Here is an 18,037-nt window from a genome sequence, read left to right on the forward strand (position 1 = left end):
CCAATCATAGCAATATACTGCGATAATCTAATAACTGTGGGAACAATCATGCAAAATTTAAAGTACTCAACTGAGGTCCAACACTTGAATGGCAATAGTTTTACCAGTCAGGCCATTAGTTTTAAGGCACTGGATGGTTATGTACTGGCTGGCATACTTTACACGCCAGTCAATACAATCAAAGCAAAAATTGTTGTTTCCAGTGCAACAGGAGTCCCTCAAGCATTTTATCGCCGCTTCTCTGAATATGCTGCACAATTGGGCTATCAGGTACTCACTTTTGATTATCGTGGGGTGGCCAACTCTGCTCCACGGCAATTAAAAGGTTTTAAAATGTCATACCTCGATTGGGGAAAATTAGATTTAGCAGGTGCAATTGACTACAGTTTTAAACAAGACATGCCCCTATTTTTAGTTGGACATTCTTACGGTGGACAAGCTTTAGGGCTAACACCGAATCATACCAAAGTAAGCGCAATGTATTGTTTTGGCACAGGTGCTGGCTGGCATGGCTATATGCCATTGAAAGAAAAAATTAAAGTTCAGGTAGTTTGGAATATTATCTTTCCACCTATGGTGGCGATTACAGGTTACTTGCCTTGGAGTAAACTCAATATGGGTGCAGATTTACCTAAAGGGGTCTATCAACAATGGCGTAGATGGTGTAAAAATCCCACTTATTTTTTTGCAGATCCTGAGCAAAAAAATTTGCATGAGCAATATGCCCAAATTAAAACGCCAATTTATGCAGTAGCTGCTTTAGATGATGATTGGGCATTGCCAAATTCTCGTTATGCTTTTATGCAACATTATAAAAATGCGCCCATGCACTATATCAACATATCAGCTGATGAGTTTGGTTTAAAACAGATTGGACATATGGGATATTTTCGTCAAGGCTCAGAGCCAATTTGGGATAAAATGTTAAATATTTTTGAGACATTCATCCACAATTAATTTTAAGCCCATAAGCAGCAAGGTCATCTATGCGCCCACAAAAACTTACACCTGAACACATGTTAAATACCTGTGCTTTGCAATTTAAAGCACATGGTTATGCAGGGACAAGTATGGAGATGTTGGCAAAAGCATGTGGACTCAGTAAAGCATCGTTTTATTATTATTATCCCAACAAACAAGCCTTATTGATGCAGATCTTAGCGCACACTCATCTTTATTTAAATCAATCGTTGTTTAAACTCGAAGATTTTGCTGTAGTGGATGCAAATCAACAATTTCAAATCATCCATGATAAAGCTGTTCATTTTTTTAGTTATGAAATAAAAGGCTGTTTAGTTGGGATGCTGTCCTTAGAGGCCAGCCATATTTCTTTAGAAGTCTTGGAAAAAATCCGTGAAATTTTCCAAGATTGGCAAAATGCCTTGTATCAATTATTTCAACAAAAAATGAATCAAACCGATGCACAAATTTTGGCAAAAATAAGCGTGGCCGATTATGAGGGTGCTATTTTAATGTATCGACTGAACGATGACTTGTTCTATTTAAATCAAGTGAAGCAACGAATTTCTCAACTACTCTCTATATAATACTCGACTGATTTGCAACTTCTTGGTGAAAATTAAATGATAAAAAAGATCAAATATAGTTTTTTAGCTTTGCTTTTTATAAGCCTATTCAATACAGCTCATGCGCAATGTAATCAACAAGATCAACAACAAGCTTATCAATGTATGCAACAGCAATTAAAAACAGATAAAGCGAAAATGATAGGGTCTGTTGACAATTCGTCTACGTTTGCGACTACGAGTGTTTTTTAGGCGATACTAGGCACGAAATATGAAATTTAGTCATTCTAAATGATGAGAAACATCGTTTCGCAAGGTAACACGTAGCGACAAAAAACACGTTAGTCCCCCGCTGCGCCTTGCGCTGCAAACAAAGCACTGCTTTGTTCTTGCTCAGGGTTGTGGCTAAAATTATCACAGCCTACGTTATGAAACTCGAAAATAGTCTCGCTATTCTCTTCGTTTCATGCCTTGCCTGCTCAATTTTAACCTACAACGCAAGCCGTTTATGAAATGCCAACAGACCCTGAGTTATATCAACGCATTTATCTGCAATACGATGATAAAAACAAGTTATTACTGGAAAAATCACAAAAGGCTTGGCTTAATTATCGTGATGCTCAATGTAATGAACTTACGGGAAGTCTTACTTATGGCGCTTTGGGATTAGCTTCAGGATTTGCACATTTAGATTGTGAAATCAATTCCACAATATTTCGACTAAAAGAGTTAAGCAGCCTAATAGAAAATCAATAACGATCTTTAAATTCGGCTTTATGTTCTATACCTTGATGATCAACATGCGCATAGAATACCCCATAACGTCCGACATAGTATTCAAGTGATTGTTCATGATAGCTCCAAAAAATAGACCATTCACCAAAATCAAAAGAACCAATCTGACTTTGTGTATTCATAGGCATTTTACTGAGTACATCATGTTGAATATGCCCTGCTTGAGAAAAGTCTTTGGTCTGTAAAGCTTGTTCAAAAAAAAGTTGCGCAGCTGAATCAAATAAACGTTGGTCTTCATCAGTGATCTGCTTGGCGAGTGCATATTGGTCTTCGACTAAACTCTGCTGCTCTACTTGAACTGTAGCGCTTAATGCCTCTTTTACTTGGGTTAAACCCGCCTTTTGTCGCTCTTCTGCAATCATCTGTTTAATCAGTTTGGTTTTTTCGGGTAGATCATGCTCTTCTTGAGGATTCTGAACCAATTCAGATAACGCTTGTCGTTGTTCTTCAAAAGCTGCATTAATTTTTTGTTTAGCAACCCATCGCCATAACACATATAACGTGATCAAAAATAACACGACTAGGATAAATTTCAACATAGCGTAATCTCAAGCATATAATACGCCCCAGTTCAGACTCATGAGCTAAGTTTAAAGCTGAGTATTTTGATTGTTTTTTTAATAGTTTACCCTATAAATTGTATAACTATCTCACTAGAGATACCCAGCTTAAACGTAACAATTGTTTTCTCTATATCGATAAACTAGATCTCTTATTTTAATTTTGTAATGCTTTTAGATCACCTGAAGCAAATACGATCCCTTTGCCTGGCACCTTTTTGAATATTATGGGTTTTCCTATATTTTCATATATCGGCTGATCATCTTTAAGCGCTTTTAAATCAATTTTTTGAATAAAATCTGATTATTTTTACTATACAACTTTACCGCGCCTTCATCTGAAGCCATATAATGAACTTTCACATGATAGATATTTTGTAAATCTTGCATCTACATAATCACTAAATCGCCGCCACGTTCATACATACTGTCAAACACAATGGTATCTGCATCTACTTGCTCTAATTTAACACTAACATAACCACTTGCATCCGCCAGTTGATCGACTAAATATAATGATTTTTTAGCACCCAGCTGTATCCCATACGCTGAAAAATATTGCTCTCGAACTTGCTTTTTACCAATACAGGAATAAGTTTTTAATACGACTTTTATCGAGCCCAATTGATAGTTTTGAGGTGAAAATATGTCTTCGTCATCTTTATGGCATTGTTTTGCAAGCTTCGTTTGAGTATTGAGTTGTTGAAATTCTTGTGCATATATAGATGAAGTGAGCACGACACTACAAATGAATAATAACTGTTTGAAATATTGTATTTTCAATATTTTAGTATAAGCCGTTATCTGTTATATATCATTCAAAATAAATGATCAGTTTTACCTGAATTATAGCAATATTTAAAATAAAACACGCCATATAATACATAAAGCATGTTTTATTTTAAATTAATTATTGCAATGTTTTAAACTGCGCTAAGCGTTGTTGCTGTTGTAATTCTTGTTCAAATTCAACTCTCCCCTTTGCTACATAATTTTGTAAACCCGTCTGATCAATAAATGCTTTTTTATTACCCACATTCAATTTGGCTAATTTCTGCTTCATATAGAAACGATCAGCTTTATTGGCAAGGAAAATATCTGCATGGATTGCATCCAAAGTTTTAAATGTATGTCGTATGTCTGAAACTAGATTTGGATAGTTGATATTGTTTACCAAATAATAACCGCCAGTAAATAAACTGTCGGCATAGATGACTTTATAGTTTTTAAAGTAGTAACGGATATCTGTCGTCCAAGAGGTTGCGCCTGGTAAATGGCCGGGCGTCGCATGTGCTGTAAAGATTTGACGACCGAGCTTTAATTGTTCCCCATCTTTAATGATGATATCTACAGCTACAGAAGGAAAAGGCAATTGCTTACCTAGAGCAAAATCAGTCACGCCCCCATTTTCTAGCATTTCGGCATTTGCAGCACTTGCGACCAATTGAGCACCACTCCATTGTTTTAACTTAGCAAAACCACCAGCTTGATCTAAACGGGCATGACTATTGAGTAGATATTTTACATCTGTAATTTTAAAACCTAATTTTTCAATATTGGCTTTAATCTGCACTGCCGATTGATCAATCCCACTATCAATTAAAACCAAACCATCACCCGTATCAAACAGTACTGAAGATAAATTTTCAGTACCAACATAATAGACATGATTAAAAATTTTAAAGGGCTCAATGGGTGTATTCCACGATTCAAATAAACTCATTGGCGGTGCATCGGTCAGTGCTTGCTGAGCATTTAATGGTGCTGCTTGAGCAAATTGAAGACTCATTGCAATCAATGAAATAACAATGGATTTGAACAGATGCATATAAGCGATCCATGCTAAAAATGAGTCGCCCATACTTGATTAAATCACGATATTTATCAATTTTTTAATGTCTAAAAAACAACTCAATACATCTTAAATTGTAAACAATATTTGCAAATTGTATCCGAGTCTTGAAGTACTAATTTAAAACCTTGTCGGCAATTTTATTACTGACCTTAATAGCGAACTGATCGACATAATCACTATAAAAATTTGCAGCAATCAAAGTGACTGCAATCGCAGTTAATCCTGAGCAGATTACAGCGAAAGAATAACTCCAATGCCAACTTAAAAATAAGTTAAATAGCGGAATACAGATTAAATACAACATCATTAGATGTAATAGATAAATGGAAAAAGATAACTTTCCTAACCAGACTAAAATCGGGTGGTCTAAGCCTTTAGACAATAATGGACTCATCAAAACACTGTAAACAATTAAAATCCCAGCAATGAAATTACTATAATCATAAGTATTCTCCCCTAAAATATGATGCACCCACCTATAGGCTGCGCTGGTATTATGTGCACCCGCTAAATATAGGCCAATCAATAACATAGGAATGGCTACAACATTCGAAAGTGGTTTGGCATACAGATAGATATAGATACCAATAATAAAGCTGGAAATCCCAAAGCTGAAACCTTGCCCACGCCAAAGAAATGCAAAACAAGGGATTAAAAGTGAACCTAGCCAAAAGGCACTATGTTTATAATGATACAAATAGAGTAGAAAAAATAATGCAAATGAGCCCATAAGCTCAATCGTCATCGTCCATAACACCCAGTTTATATCACTTTCCGAGAATAAAAATGCACCTATAGTTCCTTCATATAATGCATGTTTAAAACTAAAATCTTGTATCGTAAATGCATGTAACCAAGCACCCACATGACTACTATCAATATGAATGACTTTAAAGACCAACCAAATGATGACGCATGAAGTCAGCGCTGGGATCATTAAACGTGGATAGCGTTTAATCATCATATTGTTAATTTTTGCATGAAATTTTTGAGGGCTTTTTAAGATCGCATAACTGAGTACAAAGCCACTTAAGACAAAGAATACAAAAACAGCCGCATCACCTGAGTAGAGAAAACCAAAAGGCAAATGATGTATGGCATACACCCAAGCCAAGTCTGTTTTCTCATTGGGATCAAAATGATGTAAATATGGAAAAAAACTCATTGCAAGATGAGAAAATACGACAGCTAAACAAGCTAAACCTCGAATACTTTCTGCCGAGTTTATTTTTGCGGACATCTAAGTTTCCCTTTGAAAACAAAAGCCCCAACCTGTGGGACTTTTGCCGACTAAACCATTAGTCAATATATGTGATTCGACCATCAGCATCATGATGAACTGTAGCGATTTTTTGCTGACGAGAATGTAAAAGATCATCCATATCCAAATTGAAATGATCAGCATATTCTTGTGTAGATTTAGCTTCTGCTTCCTTTTTGGTCTTTGCTGGAACAAAGTTACTCCATAGCCACAAAGAAATTGCACAAGCAATCAACGCAAACAATCCGCTTTCTAATGCTTTTGCAAAAGCATTAAAAAAGTAATGTACTAGTTGTGGTTTCTCAAGTGAAAGATATCCCACCAAGATAACAATAGGTCTCCAAAGCAACAACCAAAATGCCCATAGCATTGCCGTCATTGTCGTGGAGAAATAACGACGATGCCACGGTAACTGCTTACGTAAATCAATAATCAAAGAATTTGTTTTCATATTCGTATCTCAAAACTTATTTTGACTAACATCTTAGTCATCATGTCGCATACCACGATCGGGACTGACCCAACGTGCCCTTTTACTTTCTCCACGTAAAAGAACTTTTGGAAATGCAACAATACTTGCCGTTACTGTAATCAACCAAAATACAAAGGGATACCAAATCATCCAATAATAGTTTTTCACTAAACTCGATTCGTAACGACTATCCATCCACTTACTGATTGCGAACTGCAGTAAACAAGTTGTACCGAGTAAAATACCTGTTCCCATAGGTAATAATGGAGAACTCATTGCAGGGAATCCCGCATAAGGTAACACCAAATGCAAAATCCAGAAAATCACCATAATCAGCATTAAATATGACCAAACTAAGGTGAGGATCAGCTCAATAATCAAAGGCCATAGAAAATTAAGTTTCGGTTTAAATAATACATCAAAATTCTTAATTAAAACTTGAGCGCCACCCATGGCCCAACGTAAGCGCTGCTTCCATAGACCATCAAAGGTTTCTGGCATTAAAATCCACACCAAGGCATTGGGTTCAAACTTTACATCCCAACCCGCACGATGTAATTTCCATGTAATATCAATATCTTCTGTTAACATGTTCGGTGACCAATAGCCTACCTCATGTACAGCACTTTTACGAAAAGCAGTAATTACACCAGAAACTGTAAATAAACGCCCGAAAGTACGTTGTGCGCGTTTAATCATACCAACAATTGATGAAAATTCACCAACTTGAATCCGTCCAAGTAAAGTAGAACGGGTACGAATACGTGGATTTCCTGTCACAGCTGCAACTGTAGGATTATTGAGAAAATGACGAATCATCCACTGTGCAGCATATGGATCAAGTAACGCATCGCCATCAATACCAATTAAAAATTCAGCATCGGTAAGCAGACTACCTGCTTGTAAAGCCATGGCTTTACCCTGATTTTCAGCCAAGTGTACGACGCGCAGCTTGTCATACTTCAAAGCCAACTCATTTAAGATTTCTGCGGTATTGTCAGAACTCCCATCATTAATCGCAATGACTTCAAAGTTTGGATAATTCAACTTTAATGCATGACTAATGGTCTCATCCGCATTATCTTGCTCATTGAAACATGGCACAAGCACAGCAACTAAAGGATATTCTTCCAATGTTGGCGGTTGAGTATATGGGGGCTCTTTACGTTCTTTCCAATAGAAAATTAAAGCACCTATCATCCATAAATACGACATAAATAATGGATAATAGAAGATAAAGTTTAATACTGATTGCCACAGGTGTTGAAATGCGCTCATATCAGACCTTAAGGAACCAATCGTTGTGGTTTAGAATCAAATACTTTACGCATTTCAGCAGTATTTGGGTGATCCTCAATTGGATCGTCGGGGTAGTACCCCACATGCATCACACCTTGTTGGTATAAAGACTGGATCGTTTGAGCAATTTCTGATGTTGGAATCTTTTGATTATTACGCCAGTTCACTGCTTGTAATTCAAAAATCGTCTTTTTAATCCCATTTGGTTGTTTCTTCACGTTTTGTACTAAATCTTTATAAAACTTAGTTGCATCTGGTGCCTGTTCCATATACGGCATTGCCATAATTGCAGTAAAGTCATAATTTTTAATCGATTGCTCTAAAGACTGGGCATACCAGTTTTCCGAATATGCTGAAAGTGCAACTTGGGCATATAAGTTACGTGCAGTCAGTAAGAATGGTTGGTAATAACGCGCCTTTTGCGCTAAATCCATTGCAAAGTTATCAATGGTCTTGGTTTTAAAATCAGTCCATTTTTGCAATTTTGCATCATCATTACGAATTTCTTCTAAATCCGCTGGTAAACCAATTTTTTGATAAGCTTTAATCGCTTCTGGACTAGCATCTTCATAATCTGAAAGTGTTGCATCATCATGGAACAAGATGCCATCAAACGTCGTCGATTTTGCTAAATCCTGATATAAACCTTCAATTACTTTACGTGCTTCTGGTGAATATGGACTTAAACGATGATATCCCATATTTAAATGATCACTGTCTTTGGCTTGCTGAGTCACCACCACATCTTTAGACGCAGGATTTGAAGTTGGTAAGTCCCAAGCCAATAAAGGCATCCACGCATATAAACGACTCACATGGGTCCGAGTTTGAATCTGCCATGCAACACGGTTAAACAAATCTGCACGCATTGGTAGATAACGATTTGGGAAATACACCATATCAGCTGACCCATTCGCATCTGGATCAGCGAATGCCTGTAAAAATACCGTAGTGACATTCATTTCACGAATACGGTCTAACAGATGTCCTAAGTTTTTCTCTTGCTGCGCTTCATCTGGATCATAGATATAGTCTAAATCCACATGCATGACTTTTTGTGGACGGTTATTGTCAGTAAAATTCATCTGACGACTTTGGATTTCTTGTGCTAGAGAATCCGTAGTCATATTGCCTTCGACAAGAATGCGGTTCAAATGGCCTAACGATTTCTCAATATGGTCTGGACCATCATCTAAGCTAATGGTGATGGGCATACCCACCTTTTTAGCCAAAGCAACCGCTTCCATATTATAACGACCATATGGCCACACCATCACACGTGGTGCTTTTAAACCATGTGATTGCAATAATTTATTATTTTTTTTCAAATCACTAAAAATACGATCTGCATAGACTTTATCAGATTCATAGGTTTTACTTTTTGGATCGTATTCGCGTGTGACGGCGGCAGGCTCAGAATTGCCCTGAGGATTGCCTAAAATACCACGATGTAAATTATAACTGTGGCTACCAATTTCTACATAGCCACTTTTTTGCATGGTTTTAAGTTCATCCCAAGTCAAAAGTTTTTTACGTGCTAATTTTTCATCACCAAATTGAACCATTTCATTGGCTTTAGGTTCTAACCATGAGCCAACGACAGCGAGTACAACAGGAATTTTACGTTGTTTAATGACAGGATATGCATATTGATAAAAAGATTGATAACCATCATCTACAGTCAACAATACAGGTTTGGTGGGTAGTTTATATTTACCTTCGTTGGCTTTAATAATTTGGTCGACATTGACAAAATTATAGCCATTTTTTTGCAGCCAATCTAAATGCAGCTCAAACTGTTTCGTGGTGACAGCATAATCTGGAATCACTGCATCATGGTTCGGCGTAATTTCATGATAACCAATAATAGTCAGCGTATTTAAATCAATTTTAGGTAATTCGTGCTCTATTGGAGTTTCAGTAGCAACTTGGTCTACTTCTGCCATTGCACTATTATAAAAGGACGAAAACAATAGTGTTACGCATATCATCGCTGAAGGAGAAAAGTAACGGCTTAGCATATATTTAAATACTCGATCATCATTGTTTTTAAATCTGAATCCGTCCGTAGTACATCAATATTGAAATACTAAAATCCTTTTTCAAGACGAATTAAGCCAGAGGTTTTACAACGATGATTTAAAAGAATAAAACTGAAACGAACCTTAAAAAATAACTCTGAGCAGAATTATTTATTTGTGATATTTAAACACTTTTAAGACAAAAGTATTGTAGATGATTGTTAAGCATTGAGCAAATAATAAACAAAAAAATAAAACTATTGTGTTTAAAATCACACTATTAGATAAATAATAAACTTATAAAGTCGAATTCGGGTTATATTTTATCTGAGTAAAATATACAGAAGTCAAAAAGCCCCTCTCAACATTGTTAGTACAACATCGTGTAGTCAATAGATGCTGCATTAAACATAAAAAATAGAGATCAATTGACCTCTATTTTTATGTTTGAAGAGTGATGGCTGAGTCAATCCAGACATTTAGCAGATTTAATCACGCGTTTTGACATCAAACAGTTCAATTTCAAAAATCAGATTAGAATTTGCTGGAATAATTTTGCCCATTTTACGCTCTCCATAAGCCAAGTGTGCAGGAACGATCAATTTACGTTTACCGCCCACTTTCATTCCCATAATACCTTGATCCCAGCCCTTGATTACACGCCCTGTTCCAATCACTGTTTCAAAGTAATTGCCGCGATCAATTGAAGAATCGAATTTGGTTCCGTCTTCCAACCAGCCAGTATAATGGGTTGTAATCAAAGCACCTTTTACTGCTTCTTTACCTTCACCAACTTTTAAGTCAATAATTTCTAATTCATTTGACATACATTATTCCTATTCATCATTCGGGTTTATGCAAAGCTTTACTCATCACTGTCTTTTGTTCATTACGATATTCAGCATAACTTTTACAAAAACTTTGATAATCTTGCTCAACTTGTTGGGCGTAATTATACGTGTATTTCAACAACTGCGTTTTCCAAAGTTCTGCTTGTTCTGCAAAATTGATTAATTCATCTGCTGTTGAAGAACCTTTACGCCCTGTTGAACGTAATTGAGCATAAGCAATTAATCGAGCCATGTTATAACAGGCATCGGTAAATTTTTTAGGTTTATCTACACATTGTTTAAAATCAATTTTATCTTGTTCAGGTTGTAATGCTTTGACAATATACGCTTGTCCTTGAAAGTCTAGCCGTGATAACTGAGCCGGTATTTGATACTGCATGAGTTTTTGAATGAATTGAATGCGTTGCGCATGATCATCCCATTTTGGTTGTTGTATTTTTAGAAATGGAGACAAGCTCAAAGAGGAAGCTTGAGCCTGTTTCATATCGAATAAAGTATGGGTTTTATTTTCACTATCATAGACTAAGAATACATAGCGATTTAAGCCAATACTTCCTGTCCCCGCAATACGGAATGCGACATCTAATACTTGAAAATTTGATTGATTTTTCGCCTTGAGTGTTTTTAAATCCTCAGAAAATGTTTTTATCAGTGCTGTATATAAGCTTTTGGACTCTATTTTAAAATATTTTTTCTGATCAATCACCAAATAACGCCGCTCACTTGTTTTATCTAAAGAACAACGCGATTCAATAAATGCCACAGGATCACGCTCAGAAACTGTTGTAATATATTTCTTTAAAATACCATCGACGGTTTCTTTTTCTACTGCATAAGCTTTCCCTATTCGAAGTGCATTTAAATACTCATCTACCAGTTGTTCCGCGATAGATTTTAAATCATCGTCTCCGATATTCAGCTCTTTGCCAGCCAGAAATATACTGCAAATAAAACGGGACACATCCCACGTTGGATAGGCCAAAATTGCCTCGTCAAAATCATTTAAATCAAAATAAACCACTTGATGTCGACTACGATAACTACCAAAATTCTCGATATGTAAATCACCACAGATCCAAGTGATGGTTTGATCTTTCCATGTTTGTTGGCTTGCTAAATCTTCATAATATAAATGACATGAACCACGAAAAAAGCGGAAAGCACTGCTCGCCATTAATTTATATTTAATTGCTAGAAATTTCTCATCTCGCGACTGATTAAAATGAATAACTCGCTCATAAGGATCTCGCATCGGTTTACTCCAATACTTATACATTTCGTTAGATTAAATCGCTAAGCTGAAAATTTGATGAATAAAAAATTGAATAAATCAAGCACACTTTTTCTTGTTTTAAAAGCTTAACTCTTTAATCTCTTGATCTAAAAGCAAATAGTTTGTGAGTTTTTTGTGATTTTGAGCAGATCCTATTAACACCCAGCGCCCAACAATCTGTTTTTCAGTTTTATTTTGCACGCCACGTAAAATTTTCATATGGTATTGTTTAAATAATTCCTCATATTTATCTAAAGTTTCTTGTTGATAATCACATAAAATTCTATAGTTACGCGATTGGTGAATGGCTTCAATTCTCTCTTGAAAATAGACAAGAAATACGAGAACAACCAATACCAGTACTATACCAACACATGCTAAATATTCATAACCAGCACCTGCGGCCATACCTAAAGCTGCCACCATCCAAATCGTTGTTGCTGTAGTAATCCCAGAAATTCTATTATCATCTTTAAAAATAACCCCCGCACCTAAAAAGCCCAAGCCAGTCAGAATATTTGCAGCCAAACGATCAGGATTTTGCACTCCAATTTTAATTGAAAGTATGGTGAATAAACAGGATGCTAAACTCACCATAATCATAGTTCGCAATCCTGCCGACTTACTGCGATACTCACGCTCTGCTCCAATAATTGCACCAATCGCCAAAGCCATAAGTAAGTGGTAGATGTCATTATTCATTGATTTTCTACATAGCTATTTTTATCACTCTAGGTATACGAAATTTGAGTAAAAAAAAGCAAGCGATTCGCTTGCTTTTCTTGTCAATTTTTATTGAACAACAATGCTTACTGTAACTGTGTCCATTCAATCACAGCTTGAGCATCATCACCAATCAAGGTCCACTCACCATCCATAACATTTAATTGCAATTGCATGGTGCGTTGACATAAAGCTTGAATTGCTGTTGTCGTCGCCTCAGACAATTGCCATACCTGAACATTTGACAATGTTTTGAGTTTAGAACTTCTTTTATACCATTCTGCAACGGCTGAACCATAGGCGATCACAGCCACTTCTTTACAACGCGCTGCCGCTTTTTTAACTTTGTCTTCGTCAGGCAAACCAACTTCAATCCATTTAATCAACTGTCCGGTTAAATCCTTCTCCCATAAAGCAGGTTCATCAGTTTCAAATAAATCTTTGGTAAATTCCAAACGTTCATCTGCAAAGCGAGCATATGCCAATACACGTACCATCAAACGTTCAATCGTTTCAGACGGATGTAATGCCATCGTGAATTGATAATCACCATATTGATGCACATCCATATTGGCAATATTCAGATCAGCCTTATAAATTGTTGCTTTTAATGCCATGAAAGTTCCAAAAAGTTCTTAAATATGGCGCACAGTCTATAAGATTTTCAAAAGGATTACTGCGTTTTTTCCGCCTGATCAATTCGACAATTCAACAAAGCCGTTTCTAAACTTTCCCAATCACGATTGTGCTGGCTAATGAGTTCGATCCGATTATCCAAGCTTTCTTCACCCGATTTATAATTCAAATTTTCAGGATTAAAATTAAATGTCATCCAACCTTGATTGGTATTGAATATCCCTTTGATGCGCAACCAGTCTTTTTGCTCACACAAGACATCTAACAAGTCATAAAAATCGAATTGCCAACGCTTTGAAAATTTCCAACCAGCAACAGTATACCCATTAGCCGTTTCAACATAGTGATAAGGTAATTGTTTAACCACAGGCAGTACTTCATCGGGGTTAAATTGTTTTTGCACTTGAATCAGCGGTACAACTTTTCTCTCCCCCCCTTGATGTGATAGATCCAGCTGTTGAATATCAAGATTACCCTGCTCTGCCAATACCCAAGTTTGAATATAAGCAAAGTAATCATTTTTAAACTGGTTTAATACCTCATGATCAGACGCAGACATGCTATCTGCATGCGAAACCACAACAATTTGTGCAGCTTTTAACTGATCTTGATAATGCGCTTGATTCACCCATTCAGAATCATGTAAGCGACTCCCATCGATTACTGTCACCAACGCACGCATATCAATTTGCGCTTGCCATTGCGGTTCAGTCAATTGTGCCAAAAGTTGAGCGGGATGACCTAAGCCTGTAGGTTCTATAAATAGTCGATCGGGTTGTTTATCATAAATCAATCGAGACAAGGCAATTTGCATAGGCAATTGTCCTGCACAACATAAACAACCACCGAGTAATTCTTTTACTTCATAACCTGAGTCTTGTGGTAACAATTGCTGATCCACACCAATCTGTCCAAACTCATTCATAAGAACTGCCCAAGTTTCATTTTCTGGCTTCTGTTGAAGCAAATGCTGTAATAAGGTGGTCTTTCCAGCCCCTAAAAAACCAGAAATAATATGAGTTTTGACTGTTTTTTGGCTTAAAATCTTCAAAGGATCGACCCAGCATATTAAATGAAAGAAATAGATAGATATTGTGACTCTTCTTATTATTACTGAAAAATTGCCAATAGTTTCAGGTTTAACATCTATTTTTTAAATTAAATTTACAAAAACAATCCAAAACTCCAATACCAGGTTCATAAAGATTGCATAATGAATGTTTAGAGTAAGTAACAATGCAGTGTGTTTTTTAATCAACTTTTCATATTTACATACACTTTTACCTATGTGTAGAAGTCAATAGATCACAAAAAAACAACATAATACAATGATTTGTTTTAAACATGTAAACCAGCCTGTTACGCTTTGTTGCTTAGGTTGCCCATTTTTTCATCTGCACTTAGCATGACATTACTCCCTGTGATCAGCAACGCATTTAACAACTGACGCTCTCACAGGTCGTTATACGATCAATTCAATGAATTAAGGATGCCAAAATGAAACTCGTTAAAACACTTTTAGCTACTACACTTGCTTTCACTGCTTTCTCAACTTTTGCTGCTACTGATACAGCTGCAACTGAAGCTGAACAAGTTGTTGTATCAACTCAAGAACAACCAGCTGCAACTGAAGATACTCAAGCTGCAGGTCAACCTACAGCTCAACCTGCGACTGAAAGCGCTGCTGAAGCTCCAGCGACTTCTGCTCCTCAAGCAGGTCAATAAGATTTAACTCTCCTCCCGAGTTAGCAATTGGGTTGTCTGAAAAGACAATCTGAATAAAAAGACTAGATCATGCTGCGATTTAGTCTTTTTATTTTTCTAATGTCTTTTACTTGATCTTTGCTGTCTTTAAACAATTAGACCCAACATATCGAAATCTGGCTTTCTTATTATTAGAAAAGAAATTTGATAACTTTATATTCTTTCTGATTTGTAATTTTTGATCCTAAAAAGAATTAATTTTTTTATTTCATATAAATAGATTCCATATTTTAAGATTTCAAAAAATATTAACCTAAAGTTTAAAAACTCAATGCCTGTATCGCTTCATTTTGCTCAACTCTAGTATAGAGAGGATTTTTGAATAATTCATATATACTCTTTTGCACTTAAATCAGTTTGTAAATTTATAATTAAAACCTGACATATCCAGACTTACGAGGAATTTAAAATGTTAAAAAAACTGATCGGTTTAGGCGTCATCAGCACCCTACTTGTTGCATGTAGCAAACCATTACCGACAGACAAACAAAACTACTCAGGCACATGGCAAAGTGAGGATGGCAGTGTAAATTTGATGATTACGCCTGAAGGACGCGTTGAATATAGCAATAAACAACCTAATTCAAGCTCATCTGTATCTGCACCAATTTCTAAATTTGAAGGCAATAACTTTAGTGCTGGCATTGGACCACTTTCAACTGAGTTTAAAGTTTCTCAAGCACCGCAACAAACTGCCAATGGGATGTGGAGCATGACGGTAGATGGACGTGTTCTTAACAAAGTCAATTAAAAGTGTGGAACTGTTTTTATCAAATTTTTATCGTTTGAATTTATTGTCAAAGCCACCTAATTATTCATATAAGTGATTTGCATCAAGTCATTGATCATAAATGAAGCTTATGTTTTTGTATGAAATTTTGAAACTGTTGGTTATCAATTCGTTTTTTTACTTTTGAATCGTAGATGGTGATCCTACCGTGGGACGACAGGGATGTCGCCGTTCGGCGGTATAGCCCTCTTCCATGAGCAAAAACAAAGCAATGCTTTATTTGCAGCGCAAGGTCTGGCATCTCCTACATAAGTGAGGCATCGCCTACTCAAAGGTATTTAAACTTTGAATGTAGTGTGGGTCATTGTAAGCTTTTTTAAAATCAAACAATTTATTCCGCTATACAATTGATTTGATTTAAATATTAATTAAAAGAAATTATATTCTTGTGTTTGATTTTTTTGACAGGTTAACCATTTGTTTAAATGTCAATCGCTTATTGCTGGCAAATATAGCGCATCAAGCTGACTACATTTCATTTTAATTTTGAGATTACCTAAAGCGCCCCCTCATTGGCAACGAGGGGGGAAACTTAATCAATTAACTATTTGAAGCTTTTTTATAAATACTACAAGAAGGATGATGATTTTCTTGTAAACGTGCCACTTTACGCTGCTCAGCCGCTTCAAAACGACAGCGTTTCCAATCATTATCCAGATTTAAAGCTGGAATTTGTTGTGGTTTACCATTTTCATCTACAGCCACCATGGTGAAATAGCAACTGTTAGTATGACGTACTGTACGTTTTTGAATATTTTGTGCTTCAACACGAATCCCGATTTCCATTGAAGTACGACCAACATGGTTTACACTGGCAAGAAAGCTGACCATTTCACCCACATGAATTGGTTCTTTGAAATTCACTTTATCGACTGAAAGTGTTACCACATAACTACCTGAATAACGACTTGCACATGCATAAGCGACCTGATCAAGCAGCTTAAGGATGGTTCCACCGTGTACATTACCTGAAAAGTTTGCCATATCTGGGGTCATCAAAACGGACATGGTTAATTCTGACTGGTCATCTGTAGCTGGGATCATTTGATCTAATGGAGACATCGTATTCTAGACTCTATTTTGGCAGGAGATTTAAGTCTATTATTATATATCTTTTCAACTAAAAAACATGTTTAATTCGGCAATTGACCATTCTCTCAATTTATGATTATGAACACGGTCATTTATTTGAAGTATATCTTATTGGTTTATCAATCATTTTCTATTTATTCAACATGTTTGCTACAATATTTCTATATTTAGGTTTTTTCTGATCCGAATACTTGGTGTTGGATTTTAAAGTACTTCTAACTGTTGATCTTAGTTCTGGACTTGAAATTGCTGTTGAGCAGTTTCAATACTTTTCTTACTGGCAATAACCACGTCTAGATCATGCATACGTTGATTAGCTGCATCCATTCCAGCTTGCATAGTATCCTGACGACCTTTTACATCAAAAATATGTGCTTTTTCACGCAAATCTGGTTGAATCACAATATCTGCATTTTTTAATTCTTCAGCCGCTAATCTATTTTGCATGATATTGATATTTTGGTTAAATAGCCCCCAGACATTACTCGTTTCAGTATTGACAGGTTGTGCCAATATATCCACCGCAATCACGATATCTGCACCTAATTCTTTGGCAATATTCACCGGTACAGGGCTTACTAAACCACCGTCAACATATTCCTTACCTTTAATTTTGGTAGGAATAAACATGCTTGGAATAGATACAGAAGCTCTCACAGCCTGACCTGTATTACCATAATTAAAAATCGTCTTTTCACCATTTTGTAATTCTGTAGCAACAACATACATAGGTATTTTCATTTTTTCCAAAGGCATTTGATTGATTTGCTTATTGACATAATCTTCAACTTTTTGCCCATCAAAAAAACCTTTCATGCCAATTTTAAAATCGCGTACATCACCCACTTTCATATTGAGTGCAATTTGGCGTAGTTGTTCAGGCGATTTTCCACTGGCATAAATTGAACCAACAATACTTCCCGCACTTGTTCCAACAATAAAATCAGGTTTAATACCATGTTGCTCCAACACTTCAATTACACCAATGTGTGCATATCCACGCGCGCCTCCACTGCCCAAGACCAAGGCAATCACAGGTTTTTTCTTTGATAATTGTTTGTATTGATAAAAAGTATAGTCCAATCGCGAAGAGGCTTCCAAAACCTGTTGTGATGCCAA

General features: G+C 36.2%; 18 protein-coding genes and 1 pseudogene. 5 read left to right on the forward strand and 14 right to left on the reverse strand.

Going from position 1 to position 18,037, the window contains the following annotated elements:
• Positions 1-48 precede the first annotated feature (48 nt).
• The 3 genes from WFN33_RS09750 (at position 49) to WFN33_RS09760 (ending at position 2,282) form a co-directional block, all read left to right on the forward strand.
• Positions 49-957, forward strand: a complete 909-nt coding sequence (locus WFN33_RS09750) for an alpha/beta hydrolase family protein (RefSeq protein WP_336952845.1) — start codon at positions 49-51, stop codon at positions 955-957.
• A 29-nt stretch (positions 958-986) separates the two neighbouring features.
• Positions 987-1,547 (forward strand): TetR/AcrR family transcriptional regulator, encoded by a 561-nt coding sequence (locus WFN33_RS09755; protein WP_336952847.1) that lies wholly within the window; start codon positions 987-989, stop codon positions 1,545-1,547.
• 492 nt (positions 1,548-2,039) lie between these two features.
• Positions 2,040-2,282, forward strand: coding sequence for a lysozyme inhibitor LprI family protein (locus tag WFN33_RS09760; protein ID WP_336952849.1), 243 nt, complete (start codon positions 2,040-2,042; stop codon positions 2,280-2,282).
• Here the strand turns inward: WFN33_RS09760 and WFN33_RS09765 are convergent.
• The 12 genes from WFN33_RS09765 to WFN33_RS09820 form a co-directional block, all read right to left on the reverse strand.
• The gene (locus WFN33_RS09765; protein WP_336952851.1) at positions 2,276-2,860 is read right to left on the reverse strand and encodes a hypothetical protein; all 585 of its coding nucleotides are present in this window, start codon (positions 2,858-2,860) and stop codon (positions 2,276-2,278) included. The two genes, WFN33_RS09760 and WFN33_RS09765, sit on opposite strands and share 7 nt — an antisense overlap.
• A 411-nt stretch (positions 2,861-3,271) precedes the next feature.
• Complete coding sequence (locus tag WFN33_RS09770; RefSeq protein ID WP_336952853.1) at positions 3,272-3,619, reverse strand: hypothetical protein; 348 nt, start codon at positions 3,617-3,619, stop codon at positions 3,272-3,274.
• 172 nt (positions 3,620-3,791) lie between these two features.
• Positions 3,792-4,709, reverse strand: a complete 918-nt coding sequence (locus WFN33_RS09775) for an HARLDQ motif MBL-fold protein (RefSeq protein ID WP_336952855.1) — start codon at positions 4,707-4,709, stop codon at positions 3,792-3,794.
• A gap of 139 nt (positions 4,710-4,848) precedes the next feature.
• Positions 4,849-5,976 carry an acyltransferase family protein gene (locus WFN33_RS09780; protein WP_336952857.1) on the reverse strand — a complete coding sequence of 376 codons (1,128 nt, stop codon included), beginning with the start codon at positions 5,974-5,976 and terminating at the stop codon, positions 4,849-4,851.
• A gap of 58 nt (positions 5,977-6,034) precedes the next feature.
• Positions 6,035-6,448, reverse strand: coding sequence for a poly-beta-1,6-N-acetyl-D-glucosamine biosynthesis protein PgaD (gene pgaD / locus WFN33_RS09785; RefSeq protein ID WP_336952859.1), 414 nt, complete (start codon positions 6,446-6,448; stop codon positions 6,035-6,037).
• Between the two features lie 33 nt (positions 6,449-6,481).
• Positions 6,482-7,747 (reverse strand): poly-beta-1,6-N-acetyl-D-glucosamine synthase, encoded by a 1,266-nt coding sequence (pgaC, locus tag WFN33_RS09790; protein WP_336952860.1) that lies wholly within the window; start codon positions 7,745-7,747, stop codon positions 6,482-6,484.
• An 8-nt stretch (positions 7,748-7,755) separates the two neighbouring features.
• Positions 7,756-9,789 (reverse strand): poly-beta-1,6-N-acetyl-D-glucosamine N-deacetylase PgaB, encoded by a 2,034-nt coding sequence (pgaB, locus tag WFN33_RS09795; RefSeq protein WP_419361185.1) that lies wholly within the window; start codon positions 9,787-9,789, stop codon positions 7,756-7,758.
• A 488-nt stretch (positions 9,790-10,277) separates the two neighbouring features.
• Positions 10,278-10,616 carry an FKBP-type peptidyl-prolyl cis-trans isomerase gene (locus tag WFN33_RS09800; protein WP_004722677.1) on the reverse strand — a complete coding sequence of 113 codons (339 nt, stop codon included), beginning with the start codon at positions 10,614-10,616 and terminating at the stop codon, positions 10,278-10,280.
• A 16-nt stretch (positions 10,617-10,632) separates the two neighbouring features.
• Positions 10,633-11,892: a DUF2252 domain-containing protein gene (locus WFN33_RS09805; protein ID WP_336952864.1), complete on the reverse strand. Its 1,260-nt coding sequence runs from the start codon at positions 11,890-11,892 to the stop codon at positions 10,633-10,635.
• Between the two features lie 99 nt (positions 11,893-11,991).
• Positions 11,992-12,615 (reverse strand): MgtC/SapB family protein, encoded by a 624-nt coding sequence (locus WFN33_RS09810; RefSeq protein WP_336952866.1) that lies wholly within the window; start codon positions 12,613-12,615, stop codon positions 11,992-11,994.
• A 107-nt stretch (positions 12,616-12,722) separates the two neighbouring features.
• A complete protein-coding gene (locus WFN33_RS09815) occupies positions 12,723-13,253 on the reverse strand; it encodes a YaeQ family protein (RefSeq protein WP_004722682.1) in 531 nt (176 codons plus the stop codon).
• Between the two features lie 56 nt (positions 13,254-13,309).
• Positions 13,310-14,323 carry a CobW family GTP-binding protein gene (locus tag WFN33_RS09820; RefSeq protein WP_336952868.1) on the reverse strand — a complete coding sequence of 338 codons (1,014 nt, stop codon included), beginning with the start codon at positions 14,321-14,323 and terminating at the stop codon, positions 13,310-13,312.
• Positions 14,324-14,769: 446 nt separating this feature from the next.
• Here WFN33_RS09820 and WFN33_RS09825 point away from each other — a divergent pair, with 446 nt between their 5' ends.
• Together WFN33_RS09825 and WFN33_RS09830 are read left to right on the forward strand one after the other, a co-directional pair.
• Positions 14,770-14,997: a hypothetical protein gene (locus WFN33_RS09825; RefSeq protein ID WP_336952869.1), complete on the forward strand. Its 228-nt coding sequence runs from the start codon at positions 14,770-14,772 to the stop codon at positions 14,995-14,997.
• A gap of 448 nt (positions 14,998-15,445) precedes the next feature.
• Complete coding sequence (locus WFN33_RS09830) at positions 15,446-15,787, forward strand: hypothetical protein (protein WP_336952871.1); 342 nt, start codon at positions 15,446-15,448, stop codon at positions 15,785-15,787.
• A gap of 579 nt (positions 15,788-16,366) precedes the next feature.
• Here WFN33_RS09830 and WFN33_RS09835 read toward each other — a convergent pair.
• Both WFN33_RS09835 and WFN33_RS09840 read right to left on the reverse strand, forming a co-directional pair.
• Positions 16,367-16,888, reverse strand: coding sequence for an acyl-CoA thioesterase (locus tag WFN33_RS09835; protein WP_336952872.1), 522 nt, complete (start codon positions 16,886-16,888; stop codon positions 16,367-16,369).
• Positions 16,889-17,146: 258 nt separating this feature from the next.
• Positions 17,147-18,025, reverse strand: a pseudogene (locus tag WFN33_RS09840) (patatin-like phospholipase family protein); the annotation flags it as partial.
• Positions 18,026-18,037 lie beyond the last annotated feature (12 nt).

Source organism: Acinetobacter sp. AS167 (genome assembly GCF_037152175.1).
Classification (GTDB): domain Bacteria; phylum Pseudomonadota; class Gammaproteobacteria; order Pseudomonadales; family Moraxellaceae; genus Acinetobacter.